Origin of the sequence: Stenotrophomonas terrae (assembly GCF_001431465.1) — a bacterium.
Taxonomy (GTDB): domain Bacteria; phylum Pseudomonadota; class Gammaproteobacteria; order Xanthomonadales; family Xanthomonadaceae; genus Stenotrophomonas; species Stenotrophomonas terrae.
This window is the reverse complement of sequence record NZ_LDJJ01000007.1, coordinates 34,895-53,495: the sequence shown is the minus strand read 5'-3', so window position 1 is coordinate 53,495 and position 18,601 is coordinate 34,895. Positions and strand designations below refer to the sequence as shown.

Annotated in this window: 16 protein-coding genes, 5 tRNA genes and 1 riboswitch; of the genes, 15 read left to right on the top strand and 6 right to left on the bottom strand. The window is 64.3% G+C overall.

The annotated features are described in order from the left end of the window. Positions 1-3: 3 nt before the first annotated feature. The 11 genes from ABB27_RS02700 (at position 4) to ABB27_RS02650 (ending at position 8,752) form a co-directional block, all read left to right on the top strand. On the top strand, positions 4-426 hold the full coding sequence (locus ABB27_RS02700; RefSeq protein WP_057626685.1) for an ExbD/TolR family protein: 423 nt from the start codon (positions 4-6) through the stop codon (positions 424-426). Beyond that, positions 423-2,168, top strand: a complete 1,746-nt coding sequence (gene msbA / locus ABB27_RS02695) for a lipid A export permease/ATP-binding protein MsbA (protein WP_057626684.1) — start codon at positions 423-425, stop codon at positions 2,166-2,168. Before ABB27_RS02700 ends, msbA begins: the two co-directional genes overlap by 4 nt. Continuing rightward, positions 2,168-3,190 (top strand): tetraacyldisaccharide 4'-kinase, encoded by a 1,023-nt coding sequence (gene lpxK, locus ABB27_RS02690; RefSeq protein ID WP_057626735.1) that lies wholly within the window; start codon positions 2,168-2,170, stop codon positions 3,188-3,190. The genes msbA and lpxK overlap by 1 nt, the downstream gene beginning before the upstream one ends. 35 nt (positions 3,191-3,225) lie before the next feature. Beyond that, positions 3,226-3,999: a 3-deoxy-manno-octulosonate cytidylyltransferase gene (kdsB, locus tag ABB27_RS02685; protein WP_057626683.1), complete on the top strand. Its 774-nt coding sequence runs from the start codon at positions 3,226-3,228 to the stop codon at positions 3,997-3,999. Beyond that, positions 3,996-4,487 (top strand): low molecular weight protein-tyrosine-phosphatase, encoded by a 492-nt coding sequence (locus ABB27_RS02680; protein ID WP_057626682.1) that lies wholly within the window; start codon positions 3,996-3,998, stop codon positions 4,485-4,487. Before kdsB ends, ABB27_RS02680 begins: the two co-directional genes overlap by 4 nt. Then, a complete protein-coding gene (locus ABB27_RS02675) occupies positions 4,484-5,893 on the top strand; it encodes a hypothetical protein (protein ID WP_057626681.1) in 1,410 nt (469 codons plus the stop codon). The genes ABB27_RS02680 and ABB27_RS02675 overlap by 4 nt, the downstream gene beginning before the upstream one ends. Next, a complete protein-coding gene (gene uvrC / locus ABB27_RS02670) occupies positions 5,890-7,737 on the top strand; it encodes an excinuclease ABC subunit UvrC (RefSeq protein WP_057626680.1) in 1,848 nt (615 codons plus the stop codon). The genes ABB27_RS02675 and uvrC overlap by 4 nt, the downstream gene beginning before the upstream one ends. Before the next feature lie 7 nt (positions 7,738-7,744). Continuing rightward, complete coding sequence (gene pgsA / locus ABB27_RS02665; protein ID WP_057626679.1) at positions 7,745-8,359, top strand: CDP-diacylglycerol--glycerol-3-phosphate 3-phosphatidyltransferase; 615 nt, start codon at positions 7,745-7,747, stop codon at positions 8,357-8,359. Positions 8,360-8,407: 48 nt separating this feature from the next. After that, positions 8,408-8,483, top strand: a tRNA-Gly gene (locus ABB27_RS02660). Positions 8,484-8,542: 59 nt separating this feature from the next. Further along, positions 8,543-8,618 (top strand) — tRNA-Gly (locus tag ABB27_RS02655). Between the two features lie 58 nt (positions 8,619-8,676). Continuing rightward, positions 8,677-8,752: transfer RNA gene (locus ABB27_RS02650), tRNA-Gly, on the top strand. 133 nt (positions 8,753-8,885) lie between these two features. Here ABB27_RS02650 and pnuC read toward each other — a convergent pair. From pnuC to ABB27_RS02635, 3 genes are all read right to left on the bottom strand, one after another. Further along, positions 8,886-9,473, bottom strand: coding sequence for a nicotinamide riboside transporter PnuC (gene pnuC, locus ABB27_RS02645; protein WP_057626734.1), 588 nt, complete (start codon positions 9,471-9,473; stop codon positions 8,886-8,888). Between the two features lie 8 nt (positions 9,474-9,481). After that, positions 9,482-11,656, bottom strand: a complete 2,175-nt coding sequence (locus ABB27_RS02640; protein ID WP_057626678.1) for a TonB-dependent receptor — start codon at positions 11,654-11,656, stop codon at positions 9,482-9,484. Between the two features lie 69 nt (positions 11,657-11,725). Next, a riboswitch (TPP riboswitch) is annotated at positions 11,726-11,821 on the bottom strand. A gap of 43 nt (positions 11,822-11,864) precedes the next feature. Then, positions 11,865-13,001 (bottom strand): phosphotransferase enzyme family protein, encoded by a 1,137-nt coding sequence (locus tag ABB27_RS02635; RefSeq protein ID WP_057626677.1) that lies wholly within the window; start codon positions 12,999-13,001, stop codon positions 11,865-11,867. 300 nt (positions 13,002-13,301) lie between these two features. Between ABB27_RS02635 and ABB27_RS02630 the strand changes: the two genes are divergently transcribed. Together ABB27_RS02630 and ABB27_RS02625 are read left to right on the top strand one after the other, a co-directional pair. After that, a tRNA-Gly gene (locus tag ABB27_RS02630) sits at positions 13,302-13,377 on the top strand. A gap of 73 nt (positions 13,378-13,450) precedes the next feature. Then, positions 13,451-13,524: transfer RNA gene (locus ABB27_RS02625), tRNA-Cys, on the top strand. Positions 13,525-13,709: 185 nt separating this feature from the next. On the opposite strand, the gene ABB27_RS02620 is transcribed toward ABB27_RS02625, so the two are convergent. The 3 genes from ABB27_RS02620 to ABB27_RS02610 form a co-directional block, all read right to left on the bottom strand. Continuing rightward, positions 13,710-14,909: a leucine-rich repeat-containing protein kinase family protein gene (locus ABB27_RS02620; protein WP_057626733.1), complete on the bottom strand. Its 1,200-nt coding sequence runs from the start codon at positions 14,907-14,909 to the stop codon at positions 13,710-13,712. Between the two features lie 172 nt (positions 14,910-15,081). Beyond that, a complete protein-coding gene (locus tag ABB27_RS02615) occupies positions 15,082-16,173 on the bottom strand; it encodes a 4Fe-4S dicluster domain-containing protein (RefSeq protein ID WP_083491106.1) in 1,092 nt (363 codons plus the stop codon). Beyond that, positions 16,170-16,457 (bottom strand): hypothetical protein, encoded by a 288-nt coding sequence (locus tag ABB27_RS02610; protein ID WP_057626675.1) that lies wholly within the window; start codon positions 16,455-16,457, stop codon positions 16,170-16,172. Before ABB27_RS02610 ends, ABB27_RS02615 begins: the two co-directional genes overlap by 4 nt. A 180-nt stretch (positions 16,458-16,637) precedes the next feature. On the opposite strand from ABB27_RS02610, the gene ABB27_RS02605 reads away from it, so the two are divergent. Together ABB27_RS02605 and hemN are read left to right on the top strand one after the other, a co-directional pair. Further along, positions 16,638-17,021, top strand: a complete 384-nt coding sequence (locus ABB27_RS02605; protein ID WP_244479111.1) for a group III truncated hemoglobin — start codon at positions 16,638-16,640, stop codon at positions 17,019-17,021. Positions 17,022-17,122: 101 nt separating this feature from the next. Beyond that, on the top strand, positions 17,123-18,532 hold the full coding sequence (gene hemN / locus ABB27_RS02600) for an oxygen-independent coproporphyrinogen III oxidase (protein ID WP_057626674.1): 1,410 nt from the start codon (positions 17,123-17,125) through the stop codon (positions 18,530-18,532). Positions 18,533-18,601: the final 69 nt, after the last annotated feature.

Here is an 18,601-nt window from a genome sequence, read left to right as displayed (position 1 = left end):
CCCATGCGTATTGGTAGCAACCGCACGCAGGATGAACCGCATATCGATCTGGTGCCCCTGATCGACGTGATCCTTGTGCTGATCATTTTCTTCGTGGTGACCACCACCTTCGATGCGCGCTCGACGCTGCAGGTGCAACTGCCCACCGCCAGCGACCAGAAGACGACGGCGCCGCAGAGTTCCTTGAGCGTGCTGGTCAATGCCGATGGCCGCTACTTCGTCAATGACCAGGAAGTGCTGCGCACCGACATCGAGTCGCTGAAACAGATCATCGCGCAGCTTGCCGGTGCTGATCGCGAGCAGACGGTGCTGCTGCGCGCCGATGCACGTACGCCGTATCAGGCCGTGGTGACCGCGCAGGACGCGCTGGGTCAGCTTGGGTTCCGCCGGATTGCGATTGCCACTGCGCCGGAAGCCAAGCAATGAGTGACAACGCGTCGGCCTGGCAGGTCTACAAGCGCTTGCTTGGTTTCGCCAAGCCTTATCGGCCGCTGCTGTTGATGGCTGGCCTGGGCATGCTGATCGAGGCAGGCGCAGGCAGTGGTTTCCTGATCTTGATGAGCCCGATCACCAACAGCCTGGTGAACCCGAAGGACATCAATCAATGGATGCCCTTGGCTGTTATTGGCTTGTTCCTGCTGCGCGGTGTGGCCGGCTACCTGACCGACATCGGCATGGGCAAGGCTGCGCGCAGCATCGCGCGTGATTTCCGTGTGCGCGTACTGGGCAAGTATCTGCGGTTGCCAGGTCAGCGTTTTGATTCCGAGCCGGTGCCTTCGATGCTGGTACGGCTGGGCTCGGACAGCGACCAGGTCGCGCAGGCCGCGATCGATGCGATGAAGGTGGTCTTGCAGCAATCGCTGCAGGCATTGGGTTCGCTGGCGGTGATGCTGTATTACAGCTGGCAGGTGACGCTGGCGATCTTTGTGCTGGCACCGCCGCTGGCATGGGTGATGAACAAGGTGGCCAAGCGCTACCGCCGTATCAGCCATCGCATCCAGGAGAGTGGGGCCGATCTGCTGCAGGCGGCCGACCAAGCGCTGTCCAGCCAGCAGGAAGTCAAGATCTACGGCGCACAGCCGGTTGAGCTGGATCGCTACACCGCACTGGCAAATACCAATCTGCGCTTGGCGATGAAGGTCGAGGCGACGCGTAGTATTTCTTCCAGCATGGTGCAGTTGATCGGTGCGGTGGGGCTGGCAGCGCTGCTGCTGATTGCCGGTCACGAAGCGGCTGCAGGCCGGCTTACCGTGGGCGACTTCGTCGGCCTGCTGATGGCGATGCTGGCGATCATTCCCGCGTTGAAGCAGCTCACCAACGTGCAGAACATGACCCAGCGTGGCATCGCCTCGGCGCAGCGTCTGTTCAGTGTTCTCGATGCCGAAGATGAAAGGGACATCGGTACGCTGCCGCTGCAGCGTGCAAACGGCCTGCTCGAGTTCCGTCACGTCACCGCGCGCTACGCGGGGCAGGACAAGCCAGCGCTGCAGGACATCAGTTTCATTGCCCGGCCGGGCACGGTTACCGCCATTGTCGGGCGTTCCGGCAGCGGTAAATCAACCCTGATCAAGCTGATTCCGCGCTTCTACGAAATCGAGGCTGGTGAGATTCTGCTTGATGGTCATCCGCTGCAGGACTACAGGCTGGCCGACCTTCGTCGGCAGATCGCCCTGGTCGGCCAGCAGGTCACCTTGTTCAATGGCAGCATCGCGCAGAACGTGGCTTACGGTGAGTTGCAGGAGCGCAGCGAGGCGGAGTTGCAGCAGGCCATCGATGGCGCCAATGCCAGCGAGTTCGTCGAGCAGCTGCCGCAGGGCGTGGATGCGCCGGTGGGAGCCAAGGGCAGTCGTCTGTCAGGCGGCCAGCGCCAGCGGCTGGCGATTGCCCGCGCCATGCTCAAGGACGCGCCCATCCTGATCCTGGACGAAGCCACCGCCGCGCTGGACAACGAATCCGAGCGGCTGGTGCAGGACGCCCTGCAGAAGCTGATGCCCGACCGCACCACGCTGGTCATCGCCCATCGTCTGTCCACCATCGAACACGCCGATCAGGTGTTGGTGATGGACCAGGGGCGCATCGTTGAGCGGGGTACCCATGCCGAGTTGCTGGCATTGGGTGGCTTGTACGAACACCTGCATAGCATGCAGTTCCGCGATAGGCAGGAATGATGGCCAAGCAAGGACCGCAAACGCCGGCCTACTGGTATGGCGATGCGCCGGTGCCATTGCCGGCACGCTTGCTGGCGCCGGTTTACGGTGCGCTCACCGGCCTGCGCCGCACCCTGTACCGGCGCGGCTGGCTGCGCGCCCGGCAGGTGCCGGTGCCGGTCATCGTGGTCGGCAACATCACCGCCGGTGGTACCGGTAAGACGCCGTTGACCATCGCGCTGGTAAACCGCCTGCGCGAAGCCGGCTGGAAGCCGGGTGTGGCCAGCCGTGGCTATGGCCGCGATGAAGCCGATACGGCGCGTTGGGTTACCGCCGATATGGACGTCGCCCTGGGCGGCGACGAGCCGGTACTGATTGCCTGGAAGACCGGCGTGCCGGTGCGGGTGGACAAGGATCGGGTGGCTGCGGCGAAGGCGCTGCTGGAAGCCGGCTGTGACGTGGTGGTCTGCGACGACGGCCTGCAGCATTACCGGCTGGCGCGTGATATCGAGATCGAAGTGGTCGATGCGGTGCGTCGCTATGGCAATGGCCGGCTGTTGCCGGCCGGGCCGCTGCGTGAGCCGGTGTCGCGGGCGGCACATTGCGACTTCCGTGTGGTCAACCTGGGCCAGGCCAGTGATGCGCCGGACCAGGCGGCCGAGTGCGGCTTTGGCGAATGGGCCATGCGTTTGTCGATCGAGGTGGCGCGGCCGCTGAAGGGTGGCCGTGACAAGCCCTTGAAGGCCTTTGCCGGGCTGCGTGTGCATGCAGTGGCTGGCATCGCCAACCCGCAGCGCTTCTTCCAGATGCTGCGCAGCCGCGATATCGGCGTGGTGCCGCATGCTTTCGCCGATCATCATCGCTACACGCCGCAGGACCTGTCGTTTGGCAGCGAGTTGCCGTTGTTGATGACCGAAAAGGATGCCGTCAAATGCCAGGCGTTCGCCACCGCGTGGCACTACGCGGTGCCGCTGCAGGCCGAGTTGCCGGCAGCGTTCTGGATCGCCTTGCTGGATCGTCTGGGTAAGTTGGCCCGCGCCTGATAGTGCGGGCATGCTGCTTGTTGGGAGGAGTTGAGATGAGCGTTGTTGCTGAGTTTGTGGTGGCCATTCCGGCCCGTTATGCCTCCACCCGCCTGCCCGGCAAGCCGCTGGCGCTGATCGCCGGCGAGCCGATGGTGCTGCATGTGGCGCGTCGCGCCTTGGCGGCCGGTGCCCGTGAGGTCTGGGTTGCCACCGACGATGCGCGCATCGCGCAGGCGGTGGCTGGCTTGTCCGGCATTCACGTGGCGATGACCGATCCGGCACACGCCTCCGGTACCGATCGCCTCGCCGAATGCGCGCGCCAGGCGGGTTGGGCGGACGATGTCATCGTGGTCAACCTGCAGGGGGATGAGCCATTCGCTCCGGCCGCTGGTATCCGTGCGGTGGCGACAGCCCTTGCCGACAGCGGCGCACCGATGTCCACCTTGGCGACGCTGGTGGAGGACGCACCCACCTTGTTTGATCCGAATGTGGTCAAGCTGGTACGCAACGCCCAGGGCGATGCGTTGTACTTCAGTCGCGCGCCGATTCCGTGGCACCGCGATGGCTTCGCCCGCAGCCGCGACAGCCTGCCGCCGGCGCAGTGGCTGCGGCATATCGGCATCTATGGCTACCGCGCCGGCTTCCTGCAGACGTTTGCAGCCATGCCGCCCGGTAATCTTGAGCAGATCGAGTCACTGGAGCAGTTGCGGGTGCTGGAGGCGGGCTACCGGATAGCCGTGGCGCTGTCGCCCGCGGCATTCCCGCCGGGTATCGATACCCCGGAAGATCTGCTGCGCGCCGAAGCGCAGATGCGGGCAGCGCCTTGAAGTTGTTGGTGGTCTGCCTGGGCAATATCTGCCGCTCGCCGATGGGCGAGGGTGCCTTGCGTGCACGGATCGGTGAGGCCGGGCTGGATAGCTGGGTGCAGGTCGACTCGGCGGGCACCTCCGGTCATTGGCACGCCGGGCGCAGCCCCGACCCTCGAGCCGTTGCCTGCGCGCGCGGCCATGGCGTGGATATTTCCGGCCAGCGTGCCCGCCAACTGCTGGCCGCCGATTTCGAGGAATACGACCTGATCCTGTGCGCCGATGGCGACAATCTGCGCGACGCCCAGGCATTGGCGCCTGCGGGCTTGGCCGCGCGGGCGGTGCTATGGCTGCCGTGGGCCGGAATCAACGGCAGCGACGTGATCCCGGATCCCTATTACGGTGATATGAAAGATTTCGAACACAGTTGGGCACTGATCGATGCTGCGGCCCAGGTCACGGTGCGTCGCCTGTCGCGGCGCGAGGACTCCGGCATAATCCCTGCATGAACGAAAACCGCGTATTGGAACTGCCCACTTCCGCCATCTGGCTCAATGCAGCGCCGGTGAGCCTGCAGGATATGCGTGGCCGCCCGCTGGTACTGGCCTTCGTCAACGGTGCATCGGTGTGGTGCATGCAGCGCCTGGCCGAGGTCAAGCGCTGGCAGGCGCGCAACCCGGGCCGGGTGCAGCTGCTGGTGGTACAGGTGCCGCGATTCGAGTTCGAGCGCGAGCCGCAGCATGCCTTGAAGTTGTTGCGCAGGCAGGGTGTCAGCGCGCCCATCGTGCTGGATGCACAGTGGGATGCGTGGCGTCGTTTTGAGGTGCAGTCCTGGCCGACCTTGTTGCTGATCGATGCTTTCGGGCAGGAGACTGAGCGGCTGGTAGGCGCGACCGGCGACCTCGAGCGCGCCTTGAACACCTTGTGCGAAGGCGTGTCACGGCCGCTGGACGACGATGGCAACCGCGAAATCAATGCCGAGCCGCGCCTGCCGTTGTTGTTCCCGGCCGGGCTGGTGGCAACCGCCGATCGTCTCTACGTGGCCGACACCGGCCATCACCGAATCCTTGAATGCACCCATGCCGGGCGCGTGCTGCGCCAGTTCGGTCTGGGCAGCGCCGACCTGATCAATGGCGGGCTAGGCGAGGCGGCGTTCAATCGTCCGCAGGGTTTGGCGCTGGTGCGCGAGATCCTGTACGTGGCCGATACCGGCAACCATGCCCTGCGCAGCATCAACCTGATCAGCGGGCAGGTGGATACCTTGTGCGGCAATGGCCGTGCGGGCGACCCGCGCGCCGGTGTGCTGGCCCAGCCCTGGGACAGCCCGCTCAATCATCCGGCCGCGGTGGCGGTGGCTGACAACCAGATCCACATCGCCATGGCTGGCGACAACCACATCTGGAGCTACGACCTGGGCAGCCGCGAGCTGCGCTGGCGGGCCGGTGCCGGCGCGGTGGAAGTGCGCGATGGCAGCGGCCACCTGGCAGCATTTGCCCAGCCCAGCAGCCTGGTTGCCGTCCAGCAGACCCTGTACGTCTGTGATTCGCTGGGCTCGGCCATCCGCTCGGTGCAGCTGCGCGGTGATCTTGTGCAGACCCTGGTCGGGCAGGGCCCGTGGGAATCGGGCAATGTCGATGGGCCGCGCCTGCGCGCGCGCCTGCAATATCCCTTGGCGCTGGCGATGGGCCCGGACTCGCCGCTGCTGTGGATCGCCGATGCGGGCAATGGCTCGCTGCGTACCTTGCGGCTGGGCGGTGGCGATCTGTCCACGGTCAATCTGCCGCGCCGTCTGCATGGCCCGGCGGCATTGGCAGTGGCCGCAGGTGCCATCTGGATCGCCGAGGCCGATGCCCACGCCGTGCTGCGGTTTGATCCGCTCAGCGGCGAATTGAGTGAAGTGCCGATAGACGGATGACCGACGCAGTCTCCAATGAATTCGATGGCAAGGCTTTTGCCGCGGCGCTGAGTACTGCGCCGGGTGTGTACCGGATGTACGCCGCTGACGACACCTTGCTGTATGTAGGCAAGGCCGGTGCGCTGCGCAAGCGCGTCGGCAGCTATTTCAATGGCTCGCCGAAGAGCCGGCGCATCATGATGATGCTGTCGCAGGTGGCGCGGATGGACGCCACCGTCACCCGTACCGAGGCCGAAGCGCTGCTGCTGGAAAACCAGCTGATCAAGTCGCTGAACCCGCGCTACAACGTCTCCCTGCGTGACGACAAAACCTATCCGCAGGTGCTGTTGACCCGCGAGCAATGGCCGCGCATCGCCCTGCATCGTGGCCCGCGTGCGGTGCCTGGGCGGTACTACGGGCCCTATCCCGGCGTTGGCGCGGTGCGCGAAACGCTGAACCTGATGCACAAGCTGTTCAAGCTGCGCAGCTGCGAGGACAGCGTGTTCCGCAACCGCTCGCGGCCATGCCTGCAGTACCAGATCGGCCGCTGCAGCGCGCCCTGCGTGGAGCTGGTGGCGCAGGCCGAGTACGACGAATCGGTGCGGCGCGCGGCGATGTTCCTGGAAGGCAAGAGCGACCAGCTTGCCGATGAATTGATGCAGGCCATGCAGCAGGCCAGCGACGCGCTGGAGTTCGAGCGCGCCGCGCGCTTGCGCGACTTGGTGGCCTCACTGCGCAGCATGCAGAATCGCCAATATGTGGATGGACGCGCTGCCGATCTGGATGTGTTGGCCTGCGCGACGCAGGGCGCCAGCGCCTGCGTGATGCTGTTGGCGTTCCGCGACGGCCGCAATCTGGGTACGCGCGCGTTCTTCCCGCGCACCAATGGCGAGGACAGCGCCGAGGAAGTGCTGGCTGCATTTGTCTCGCAGTACTACGTCGAGCATGAGCCGCCGGCTGAAGTACTGCTGGATCGGCAGATTCCGGATGCGGAGATGATCGAGGCGGCGCTGAGCGCATCGGCCGAGCGCAAGGTGGCCTTGAAATGGAACGTGCGCGGCGAACGCGCGGGTTATGTGGAACTGGCCAGCCGCAACGCGCAGATCACCCTGGTTGCCGAGATGGACAGCGTTGGCGCGCAGCACGCACGCAGCGAAGCAGTGCGCGAGCTGCTGGGGCTGGCCGAGCCGGTCAAGCGCGTGGAGTGCTTTGATATCAGCCACACCATGGGCGAAGCCACAGTGGCCTCGTGCGTGGTGTTCGATGCGGCCGGCCCGGTACGCGCGCAGTACCGGCGCTACAACATCAGCGGCATCGAGCCGGGCGACGATTACGCCGCCATGCGCCAGGCCATCGATCGGCGTTTCCGCCGTGCGGTAGAGGAGGGCGGGGTGCTGCCGGACGTGCTGCTGATCGACGGCGGTGCCGGACAGTTGGCGCAGGCACAGGCGGCATTGGCGGACCTGGGCGTGGAAGGGGTGATGCTGGTTGGCGTTGCCAAGGGCGTGGAGCGCCGCGCCGGGCACGAAGCGCTGGTACTGCCCGATGGTCGCGAGCTGCGCCCTGGTGCGGCCTCGCCGGCCCTGCAGTTCATTCAGCAGGTGCGCGATGAAGCCCATCGCTTTGCCATCACCGGCCATCGCGGGCGCCGGCAGAAGGCGCGCATGACCAGCAAGCTGGAAGACATTCCGGGCATCGGCCCGCGTCGACGCGCGAGCCTGCTCAAGCATTTTGGCGGAATTGCCGGTCTCAAGGCAGCCGGTGAGGCGGAAATCGCCCGCGTGGAAGGCATCAATGCCGCCCTCGCCGCGCGTATCTACGCTAACCTTCACGGTCTGTCGGTGCCCGATCCGACGGCGGAGTAATGTTGCAATGAAATTGACTATCCCCACCTGGCTGACCTTGCTGCGGATCATGATGATCCCGGTGCTGGTGCTGGTGTTCTACCTGCCCTACGCGTGGACGAACTTCGCCTCGGCGGCGATTTTTGGCCTGGCGGCGATCACCGATTGGCTGGATGGCTGGGTGGCGCGGCGGTACGAACAGCATTCGGCGTTCGGCGCGTTCCTGGACCCGGTGGCGGACAAGTTGATGGTGGCGGTGGCCTTGTTCCTGATCGTGCAGGGGCATCCGACGCCGTGGATGGCGTTCTGGGCGGCGGTGATCGTCGGCCGTGAAATCGCTGTGTCGGCGTTGCGTGAGTGGATGGCTGAAATCGGCCAGCGTGCCAAGGTGCGGGTGGCCATGATCGGCAAGGTCAAGACCACCGCGCAGATGGTGGCGCTGCTATGCCTGCTGTACTCGGTATCGCCGAATACCCCGTTCACCGATATCTGGATGGGCGAGCCGGTTTTCCATATTGGAGACTGGATGCTGGCCATCGCCGCGCTGCTGACCCTGGTGTCGGCACTGCAGTATCTGCGGGCGGCCTGGCCGAGCCTGCGTGAAGATGAAAAAGCCGGACGCAATGGCGCAGTTAAAAAGTGAACAGGCTGTTGACACTGCTGCCAATGCATGTAGAATTTCGCCTCCCAAGCGGGAATAGCTCAGTTGGTAGAGCGCAACCTTGCCAAGGTTGAGGTCGCGAGTTCGAGTCTCGTTTCCCGCTCCAGTTTCAAGCGTCAGTCCATGTTTTTTGTGGGTTGATGAGTAAATAGATGTAGCAAGCCTGCGGGAATAGCTCAGTTGGTAGAGCGCAACCTTGCCAAGGTTGAGGTCGCGAGTTCGAGTCTCGTTTCCCGCTCCAGTCTTGCAGCACATCTTCGAATGCTGGTCGTCCGCTTGGCGGCTGTCACATTCAATCCGCGGGAATAGCTCAGTTGGTAGAGCGCAACCTTGCCAAGGTTGAGGTCGCGAGTTCGAGTCTCGTTTCCCGCTCCAGATAATGACCTGCAGATTCCATGTGATATCTGCAGGTAAACAAAGGCCCCTGACGGGGCCTTTTTGTTGTCCGTGTTTTTGTGTTCAGCCAGCTGCTGCCGATGCCGGCAGCAGTGGCATTGCATGGCGCCGCTCAGCGCGCGCCGTGCGCCGCGGGTTCTGCAGCAGACGTGTTGGCCGCCGCTGCACTCCATGCGCGCAGCCCGACCACGGCCAGGCCGAGGAAGAATACATACAGGGCGGCAGTCACATGCAGTGACTTGAACATGTACGCACCCACGTACACCACGTCGACCACGATCCAAAGCCACCAGGTGGCGGTGTGGCGGCGTGCCTGCCACCACTGCGCGACCAGGCTCAGGCCGGTCAGCATCGCGTCCAGCCAGGGCAGCGATGCATCGGTGAAGCTGTGCATGCCGGCGCCAAGGGCGATGCCGCCTAGCAGGCCGATGGCGAGGTCACGCAGCATCTTGCTGCGTGACAGGGGCACGATGCGCACGCTGCCTTCATCGGCGGCGTGCCGGCGCCAGTTGATCCAGCCGTAAACCAGGAAGACGGCGAAGGCGAGCTGCAGCAGTGTGTCCGAATACAGCTTGGCTTCGGCGAACACCAGTGCGTACAGCGCCACCGACAACAGGCCGACCGGCCAGGCGACCATGCGCCGTTGCGCCATCAGCCAGACACCGAGGATGCTGCACAGCGCGGCCGACCATTCGAGCATGGCGCTGCTCACAGCGCGAAGCTCACCGATACGCGTGCCTGCCGTGGTGCGCCGGGGAACAGGTAGTAATCACCCAGGCTGCTGCCGGTATCGCGCCAGTAGAAGCGGTTGAATACATTGTCCACCGACAGGTTCCAGCTCACTGCGTGGCCCTGCAGCTGGTGCTGGAAGCGCAGGCCGGCATCGAACACGCTATAGCTGGGCGCACGCACCGCGCCATCGGCGCGCGCGGTATTGGCCGAGGCATAGCGCCAGCCGCCGGTCAGGTCCAGGTTCTCGACGAAGGGCAGGGCATAGCTCAGGTGCACGCTGCCGCGCAGCTTGGGCACGTTGACCAGCTGGTGGCCTTCGTAGCTTGGCGTGCCGGTATCGCGCGCACGCGCCTGCAGCACGCTGGCGCTGGCGATGATCTGCAATGCATCACTGAGCTGGCCGTTGGCGGTCAGTTCCAGGCCAATGTGGGCCTGCTTGCCTTCTTCAACGAAGGTGTAGCCGACATCGCTGCTGTCTGGTTTAGCGTACTGATAGGGCTGGGTGGTGCGGAACACTGCCGCGCCCAGGCTCAGCTGTTCGCTGCTGGCGTACTTGATGCCGACTTCAAGCTGGCGCGATTGCACCGCCGGCAGGAAGGTGTCGGCATTCGAGGTCCAGAACGGTGCCTCCTGGCCCAGGGAGATGCCTTCGACATAGCTGGCGTAGGCATTGATGCTGTCGCTGGCTTTCCACATCACAGCGGTCTGCGGCAGGAAGCGCGACAGGCGGCTGCGGCGCTGCGGGTTGCCGCGCTTGTCGTAGGCGCGTTCGTCCAGGCGCACGTAGCGGCCACCGGCCAACCATTGCCAATCCTGGTTGAGCTGGATGCGATCCAGTGCGAAAACCGCAGTCTGGCGGCTGTCCAGGCGGCGTGCGGAGGCGCCGGGCTGCAGCGGCGAGGGGTCGAATACCGGCAGGCGGTTGTCGTGGATGTTGACCGTGCCGACGTACTCGTTGACGTTGCGGCGTTTGTCCACGGTGCGGCGGAACTGGTCAGCGCCCACTGTCAGCTGATGGCCGAGAGGGCCTGTGTCGAAGCTGCCGCGCAGCTCGGCACGCAGTTCCTGGTTGCGGCGGGTGTCGTCCGGGCTGCGGTAATCGTAGATGTCGTAGTCGCCATTGGGCGCGAAGTAGTTGCCGGGGACGCTGCCGTCGGCGCATTGCGTGGCGTAGTAGCAGCCGTAGGCGAAGGCGACGTTGTCGTCGATGACCGTGCGGCTGTGGCTGAGCGCAACGCGCGATTGCCAGTTGGCATTGAAATCGTAGGTGTGCAATGCGGTGATGTTGGTACTGGCGATACCAACCGGCTGCTGCCAGGGCTGGTAGCCGAGCATGTGCTCGCGGTCCACGCCGGTCGGTAGCGTACTGCCCCCCAACAGCTGGTAGCCGGATGCCGAGCGCTGCATGCTGGTCTGGTAGTTGGCGTCCACTTCAAGCTTGCCGCGTTCGCCGATCAGCCAGTCGGTTGCCAGCGCGTAGAAGTTGCGGCGGCCATCGGCATGTTCGATATAGGACGTGCTGTCATCCCAGGCAGCGTTGAAGCGCAGGCCGAAGCGTGGCGTCAGCCAGTGGCCGACGTCGATGGCCGCATAGCGCGAACCTTCGGCATCGCTGCCGAGGGTGAGGGTGCGCACTTCCGCTGTCCGCTTGCCGACGTAATTGATGATGCCGCCCGGTGCCATCACGCCGGCGGCGAGGCCGGCCTCACCTTTGAGGATTTCCACCGACTGCAGGTTTTCCAGTGCCAGGCGCTGTTCGCCGGCAATCGACATGCCGTTGAAGCGGTAGCCGGTGGCGGTATCCAGTGCGAAGCCGCGGATGGCGACGTTCTGGTAATAGCCCACCGGCGCGTAGGCATCACCGAGCGAGGCGTCATTGCTGGCCAGTTCGGACAGCGAGCGGATCTGCTGGTGGTCGAGCAGGTCACGATCCAGTACGTTCATCGAGGCCGGGGTGTTCTTCCAGTCGCCACTGCCAAAGCTGTTGACGCGGGCGTTGTCCGCTTCCGGCTGGTGGGCCTGCACGCGCACGGCGGCAAGTTCGGTCGGGGAGTGTTCGGCGGCCGCATCGAGGCCGGTGTCGCTGGCATACAGCGGCAGGGCGGTGCTCAGGGCGAGGGACAACAACGTGGGGCGCAGGCAGCGGTTCATTCGATTCGTCTTCAGACACCAAGGGAGACGAAGCGAAGGCGCGCATGCGCAGCGCCGGTGACGGCGCTACGACTGCTGCTCAAAGCTCCCTACGCCGGTGCAAACCGGATCAGGTTCCAAGGGACTCTCTCAGCCTGGCAAACCCAGGCACCCCCGCTTCATGGGGGCATTTCACTACAAATGCGAATGATTTGCGAGCCGGCTTGCTTCAGGCTGCGTCGTGCAGGGCATGCAACAAGGCTTGGCCAGGGGTACTGCCGAACCATTGCGGGTGGCCGAGCATGAACGGTTGCCAGGCGACATCGGCGTTGGCGGTCGAGTCGGTGATGCCTTCGAAGTACTCCACTTCGGACAGCGCAAAGTCGAAATGCACCATCGGCAACAGGTCGGCCAGCAGGTGCACGCGCTCGGCCGACAGCGGCAGGATCTGGCGGTAACCATCGAGCAGCGCCAGTGCGATATCGATGCGCACCGCATCGTTGCCGCGCTCCAGTTGCAGCCATGCAATTGCATTGCGTTCGATGGCGGTGGCGAGGTCGAACAAGGCGCTGGTGGGCGAGGCCAGTCCGAAATCCAGCACCGTGCTGACTTCCTCCGCATTCGCGCCGTTGCCCCACAGCAGGTTGGAAACATGCCAGTCATTGTGTGCCCACAGCTGCGGTTCGGCCTGCAGGCGCTGGGCCAGGCCCTTGTGCCAGGACAGGACGTTGCGCTGCAGTTGCTGTTCCCAGGGGATGCGGGCCAGGTAGCGGGCCAGGCCGGGGCGGTTGGGCAGATCGGTCTTGAGTGCGGCGATCGGGTCGGCGGCGCGAATCAGCTCATCACGTGCGACCAGCAGTTGGGTGCTGCGTTGCGGCGCCTGGTAGCTGGCCGAGGCGCGGTGCAGGGTGGCCAGCATGCGGCCAGCCGCGCGCGCGCGTTCAACATCGGTCAGCAAGGTCCATGACGGGGCATCGCGGTACAGGTCCAGGCCTTCGCCGATGGTGTGCAGTTCATAGGTCCAGTCGCCGTGTTCTATGGCGGTATGGCCATCGTTGTCATGCAACAGGCTGACTACCGGCACGCCGTGGTTGGCCAAGTGCTGGATGAACCGGTGTTCTTCTTCCAGGCAGACGGCGCTGCGCACCAGCCGGTGATGGCGCTTGATGAACAGTTTGCCGTGCGCGCTCTGCACGATGGCAGCGGCCGACATCGGCCGCGGGCTGTGCCAGAGCAATTGGCTGTCGGCCGGTAGCTGCGGGTAATGCGCCTGCAGCCAGACCAGCTCGGGCATGCCGATGGCGGGCCAGTCAGCGGCCACTTCATCATTGTTGAGGCCTTGCACGCGATGCGATTGCTGGGTCATCAGGACAGGCTGGGGCAGGTGATGCGAGGGAGGCGCGATGGTACGTCAGTTGCAGCGGTCAGCAAAAAGGCGGCCCATCCAAGTCCCCTCCGCGCCGCGGAAGGGCAGGCAGCACAAATGTAGTGCCGAGCCATGCTCGGCAGAGGCCTTACCCGTACAAGCGCCCAATCCACCCCAGCCCCTTCAGCTCAGCTGCAGCCTCCACATCCAACACCCTCCACCCACCCCCACAATGTGAAAGAAATTGTTAAAAGCGCTGGCGCAACACCAGTGAAGTCTGTAATATGCCCGGCACACCACGCGGGAATAGCTCAGTTGGTAGAGCGCAACCTTGCCAAGGTTGAGGTCGCGAGTTCGAGTCTCGTTTCCCGCTCCAAATCTGAAAGGGCCCCCGCAGCGGGGTCTTTTCATGTCGAGGTGGTGTATCGCTTCGACGATGCAAGTTGTTTGGCCTGGTAGCAGAGTGGTTATGCAGCGGATTGCAAATCCGCGTACGCCGGTTCGATTCCGACCCAGGCCTCCATGAGGTAAGCACTAAAGCCCTGAGAAATCAGGGCTTTTTTGTTTTCTGCGATTTCTCACAGGTCGAGGGGAACCGGCGGTTTAGGGCTGGAATGCTCCTTCTGCCACGCGCTTGCGGGTGGCAAAGCCTGATGCGGCGTGCGTGGTTCAGGATGCTGGGCGGCTGTGAGCAGGCAAAGCCTGCTGTCAGTTGCCGGTGCGCGCGCTGATCTCACCCTCAAGGTGTGCAAATGCCCGCCATTCGATGGCCTGCAACTGCGCGCGCTGTGCGGGCGGCAATCCGCTGCTCAACATCGCGGCGCCGAAGTCGCTCAATATGGCCTCGCCGTTGGCCGGGTTCCACAGGATGTTGTGCGCGTACAGGTCGCCATGCAGTACGCCGTGCGCATGCAGGTGGGTGAGTGCGGCGCGGATGCAGGCAAGCAGGCGTTCGGCGATGGCGGGCGTGAAGCGTGTATCGCTTGCATAGACATCGCGCGTGCAACTGGCAAGGCTGGGTGGACCGGCCAGGTTGACGTAGACCGCTGGCTGCAGCGGCATCGCCACTGCCAGGTGACCTTGCGGATGGCCTTCAACCACGGCCAGCGGTGCCAGCAGGTTCGGGTGCCCGGCGGCGGCGAGACCGGCGGCCAGTTCTGACTGTGGCGTGCCATCGCTGGTAAATGCCGCTTTGAAAACCTTGACCGCAATCGCCTCGCCGCTGCGTTTACGGGTGGCGCGATGGATGTGTCCGCTCGCCCCTTCGCCCAGCAGCGCACCGATCTCCAGGTCGTCGTAGTTGATGGCGTGGTGATGCGCATCAGCCAGCGCGGCTTGCTCGGCATCGGCAGTCAGTGGATTGCCGGCCAAGGCCGGCCACGCCAGGTTCGGCAAGGCAAGCACGGTTGCTGGAATTTCGCTGAAGTGATTGTCTGCAAGGCGCAGCAGCTCCAGTGCCTTGCAATCGCTCAGATCGGGTAGGGCGGCAAGCTGGTTGCACGAGAGCATCAGCTTCTGCAGGTGCGGGCGCTGGCCAAGTGCTGCGGGCAATTCACTGAGCTGGTTGTCGGTGAGGATCAGCCAGCGCAGCCGCGGCGGCAGGCTATGCTCGGGTACATGCGTAATCGCGCAGGCCTTGAAACCGATCATTTCCAGTTGCTCGCAGCCGCCAAGTGCAGCCGGCAACTGCGTGAACGGATTATTCGAGCAGAACAGGATGCGCAGCTTGTGCAGCCGCTGCAGGTCAGCGGGCAGGCAGGTGAGCTGGTTGCCGGAGAGATCCAGTACCTGCAGGGTTTCGGCCAGGGCAAACAGTGCCTGCGGGAACTCGGTCAGGCCCTGGTTGACTAGGCGGACGGTCTGGGCGCCGGCGAGCGAGCCGTTTTTAAGATCTTCAAGGGTATGCATGCGCGGCGAGTGTACCGGCTCCAGCACAAGGCTTTTGTGGGAGCGGCGTAAGCCGCGAAGCAAGCAGATCGTCAGCGCCGGGCTTTTTGTAGGAGCGGCGTCAGCCGCGAAGCTGACTAATCATCAGATTGCATGGATACCAAAAGGGGCCCAGCAACCTCAGCCTCGCCGCTTACGCAGCTCCTACAACACTGGCAGCGGTGAATGCCGCCAGCACGATGCACAGCAGCGCGATGCCGGCAAACGCCAGCGGCTTGATGCGTAGTCCAGATGTGGCGGCATCGCCATCGGTTATCGGGCGGGCGCGATGGATCAGATCCAATGGGTAGTGGCTGGCGGCCATGGCATCGTCGCAGGCATCCATGCAGTTGCCACATCCGATGCAGCTGCGTGAGCGGCCGTTGCGGATATCCAACCCGATAGGACAGGCGGCAACGCAGGCGCCGCAATCAGTGCAGTCACCCAGGTGTACGGGGCTGAAGTTGGGCATGGCGCCGGCGATTGCCGGATGTGCGGCACGGAACACATAGTCGGCAGCGGTGGTGGCGTCCAGCAGGCCGCGTGAGCGGTGCAATACGCTGGCGTTGTCCAGGCCGCGCGGGCCACGTGGCTCGCCGCGTGGAGCGTTGTATTGGATTGCCGGGGTGCGTGTGTCGGTAATCAGCGGCTGTATGCGGCTGTAAGGGCATAAATAGCTGCATACCTGTTCATGCAGGTAGACCACGTTTGCCCAGGTCGCCAGGCCGTAGAAACTGATCCAGAACCACTCCCAGCCGCTGAGCGAGAAGCTGAGCAAACCCTGCACCAGATCCGCGATGGGGGTGAAGTAGCCGACAAAGCTGATCCCGGTCCACAGCGCGATCCCCGCCCACAGTCCCTGCCGCAGCGGCGGCCCCAGCGCCGCCATCCGGCCCTTGAAGGCGGTCAGGCCGGTCAACTTGCGGAACAAACGGGTCAATACCGTTTGCGGGCAGGCATAGGTGCACCACAGGCGGCCGTACAGGCTGGTGGCCAGGCACAGCAAGGCCAGTGCCGCCAGGGCCAGCCATAGCAGCGGCAGTGATTGTTCCGGCTGCATCTGCAAACCGGCGATCTGGAACTGGCGCGCATCGATATCCAGCAGCAGCCAGGGGGTATCGTTCCAGTGCAGCCACGGCAGGCCGTAGAACGCGGCCAGCATCGCCGTGGTGGTGAGCTGGCGGATGCTGTCGCGGCTGCGGGACGACTTGGCGCTGGCTTCGCCGATGCTGCGCACCGGCCTCATTCGAAGGACTCCTCCGGCTCGCGCGCCGGGCGCAGCAGCAGCGCGGTCACTCCGCAGGCGCACAGCGTGCCGGCCCAGAACATGAAAAAGCCCAGCGAATAGCCCAGCTCACGACTGATCACGTAGTGCGGAAAGCTGATCTGCTGCAGCTGCAGCGGATCGATAAAGGCGAAAAACACCGCCGACATCACCGCCGCGGTAAAAAAGCTGGGCCAGGCCACGGCGCCCAGCAGTTGGATCATGGGCAGTGCGCGGCGGCTGTCGTGTTCGGTGAGGGCAGTCATCGTGGATTCCCGGGGGCCTCATGGCGAAGGAATAGAATTGGGTGGATGGCTGCGTCGGTTTCATGGCGCAGCTGGCAGCCCGGTGTGCAAGGCTAGGGGCTGTGCGGACCGTCGTCGTTGATCCTGATCAAGCAGGGCAGGGCGATAGCGGTGGTTTTGGCAAGCAACAGGAGGTGGGTGGTGCGGGCAGGGCCGGATGTATGCAGCGAGCAGGAAGTTGAGCTTCTGGTGCGGCGCTTCTATGCGCGGGTGCGCGAAGACGCGGTGCTGGGGCCGATATTCGAAGCGCGCGTGCACGACTGGGAGCAGCACCTGCAGCAGCTGGTGGACTTCTGGTCAGCACTGCTGCGCGGGACCTCGCGCTTCAACGGCGCGCCGATGCCCAAGCACCTGGCCATTCCCGGGCTGGAGTGGCCAATGTTCGAGCGTTGGTTGGCCTTGTTCAGCCAGACCACCGCGGAACTGGGCAACCCTGCGATGCAGGCGCTGGCCGATGAGGCGGCGGCGCGCGTTGCCGGCTCGATCTGGCGGCGCTATCACGCGCCCTCGTTCCCGATTCTGTAGTCGCCTGATAGGGGTCACGCCGGCGGCCTATTCAGAAAGAGGCTGGATTGATCCAGCTCAAGGCGGGGCGCTGGCGTTGCGGGCAAGCTGTAGCCATGAACATGCCGCTGCCGACGACCTCCAACGCCCTGGGCTGGACCTTCGATGCCGACCTGCTGCGCCGGCATGATCGGCCCGGGCCGCGCTATACCTCCTATCCCACCGCGCCGCACTTCCATGATGGCTACGGGCAGGCACAGTTCTGCGCGGCGGTGGCGCGCAGCAACGCGGTAGGCCGACCGTTGTCACTGTATGTGCATGTGCCGTATTGCAGCAGCCCGTGTTTCTACTGTGGCTGCAACCGGGTCATCAGCCGCGACCGCAGCAGGGGCGAACACTATGTTGATCAGCTGCTGATCGAAGCTGACTGGCTGGCACCGCTGTTCGCGCGTGAACGCGAGGTGGTGCAGTTGCACCTGGGCGGAGGCACTCCCAATTTCCTGGCGTCCGCGCAGTTGCGCCGGCTGATGGAGGGCCTGCAGCGCTTGTTCAATTTCAGTCAGGGCAGCGCGCGCGATTTCTCCATCGAACTCGATCCGCGTTCGGTCAGCGTGGACGATATCGCGACGCTCGCCGAGCTGGGCTTCAACCGTGCCAGCCTGGGTGTGCAGGATTTCGATCCGGCCGTGCAACAGGCGATCAATCGCGTGCAGGCGGTGGACGAGACGATGGCCATCATCCAGGCCTGCCGCGACAACGGCATGCGCTCGGTCAACGTGGATCTGATCTATGGTTTGCCGCTGCAGACCCTGGCTGGTTTCGGCCGTACGCTGGATACGGTGATCGAGGCGCGGCCGGATCGTCTGGCGATCTATGGTTACGCGCACCTGCCGCATATGTTCAAGGCACAGCGGCAGATCCAGGACCGTGATCTGCCGGATCCGGAACAGAAGCTGGCGCTGTTGGGGCTGGCGGTGGAGCGGCTGTCGGCTGCCGGCTACCAGTACATCGGCATGGACCATTTCGCGCTGCCGGAAGAGGATTTGTCACGCGCGCAACGCGCCGGCAGCCTGCATCGCAATTTCATGGGCTATACCACCCATGCCGACAGTGATCTGCTGGGGTTGGGGGTCAGTGCAATCAGTCATATCGACAGCAGCTACAGCCAGAACCCGCGTGACCTGAAGGAATGGGAGGCCAAGGTCGCCGAAGGTGGCGTGCCGGTATGGCGTGGTTTGGAGCTGGACAGCGATGACATGCTGCGTGCCGAGCTCATCCAGCAGCTGATGTGCCACGGCAAGGTCGATGGCCACGCATTGGCACGCCACCATGGTGTGGATTTTGATCTCTATTTCGCCGATGAACTGATCGCGCTGCGGCACCTGCAGGATGACGGCCTGGCCAGTTACGAACAGGGTGTGGTGGCGGCAACCGCGCAGGGGCGGCCCTTGCTGCGCCTGATAGCAATGTGTTTTGACCGCTATCTGAAGGCCGCGCAGCAGCCTGCGCGCTATTCACGGGCTATCGGCTGAGGCCATTCCGGCAGCGTCCGCACGGCGCTGCCGATCTTCGCGGTTCACAATTGGGCCGCAATCAGGCAC

Coding starts and splice junctions, on each gene's coding strand:
- uvrC (WP_057626680.1), top strand. CDS start 5,890: ATGACCGACGCAGTCTCCAATGAATTCGATGGCAAGGCTTTTGCCGCG.
- hemN (WP_057626674.1), top strand. CDS start 17,123: ATGCCGCTGCCGACGACCTCCAACGCCCTGGGCTGGACCTTCGATGCC.
- kdsB (WP_057626683.1), top strand. CDS start 3,226: ATGAGCGTTGTTGCTGAGTTTGTGGTGGCCATTCCGGCCCGTTATGCC.
- lpxK (WP_057626735.1), top strand. CDS start 2,168: ATGGCCAAGCAAGGACCGCAAACGCCGGCCTACTGGTATGGCGATGCG.
- pnuC (WP_057626734.1), bottom strand. CDS start 9,473: ATGCTCGAATGGTCGGCCGCGCTGTGCAGCATCCTCGGTGTCTGGCTG.
- ABB27_RS02610 (WP_057626675.1), bottom strand. CDS start 16,457: ATGACTGCCCTCACCGAACACGACAGCCGCCGCGCACTGCCCATGATC.
- pgsA (WP_057626679.1), top strand. CDS start 7,745: ATGAAATTGACTATCCCCACCTGGCTGACCTTGCTGCGGATCATGATG.
- ABB27_RS02635 (WP_057626677.1), bottom strand. CDS start 13,001: ATGACCCAGCAATCGCATCGCGTGCAAGGCCTCAACAATGATGAAGTG.
- ABB27_RS02675 (WP_057626681.1), top strand. CDS start 4,484: ATGAACGAAAACCGCGTATTGGAACTGCCCACTTCCGCCATCTGGCTC.
- msbA (WP_057626684.1), top strand. CDS start 423: ATGAGTGACAACGCGTCGGCCTGGCAGGTCTACAAGCGCTTGCTTGGT.
- ABB27_RS02620 (WP_057626733.1), bottom strand. CDS start 14,909: ATGCATACCCTTGAAGATCTTAAAAACGGCTCGCTCGCCGGCGCCCAG.
- ABB27_RS02615 (WP_083491106.1), bottom strand. CDS start 16,173: ATGAGGCCGGTGCGCAGCATCGGCGAAGCCAGCGCCAAGTCGTCCCGC.
- ABB27_RS02700 (WP_057626685.1), top strand. CDS start 4: ATGCGTATTGGTAGCAACCGCACGCAGGATGAACCGCATATCGATCTG.
- ABB27_RS02640 (WP_057626678.1), bottom strand. CDS start 11,656: ATGAACCGCTGCCTGCGCCCCACGTTGTTGTCCCTCGCCCTGAGCACC.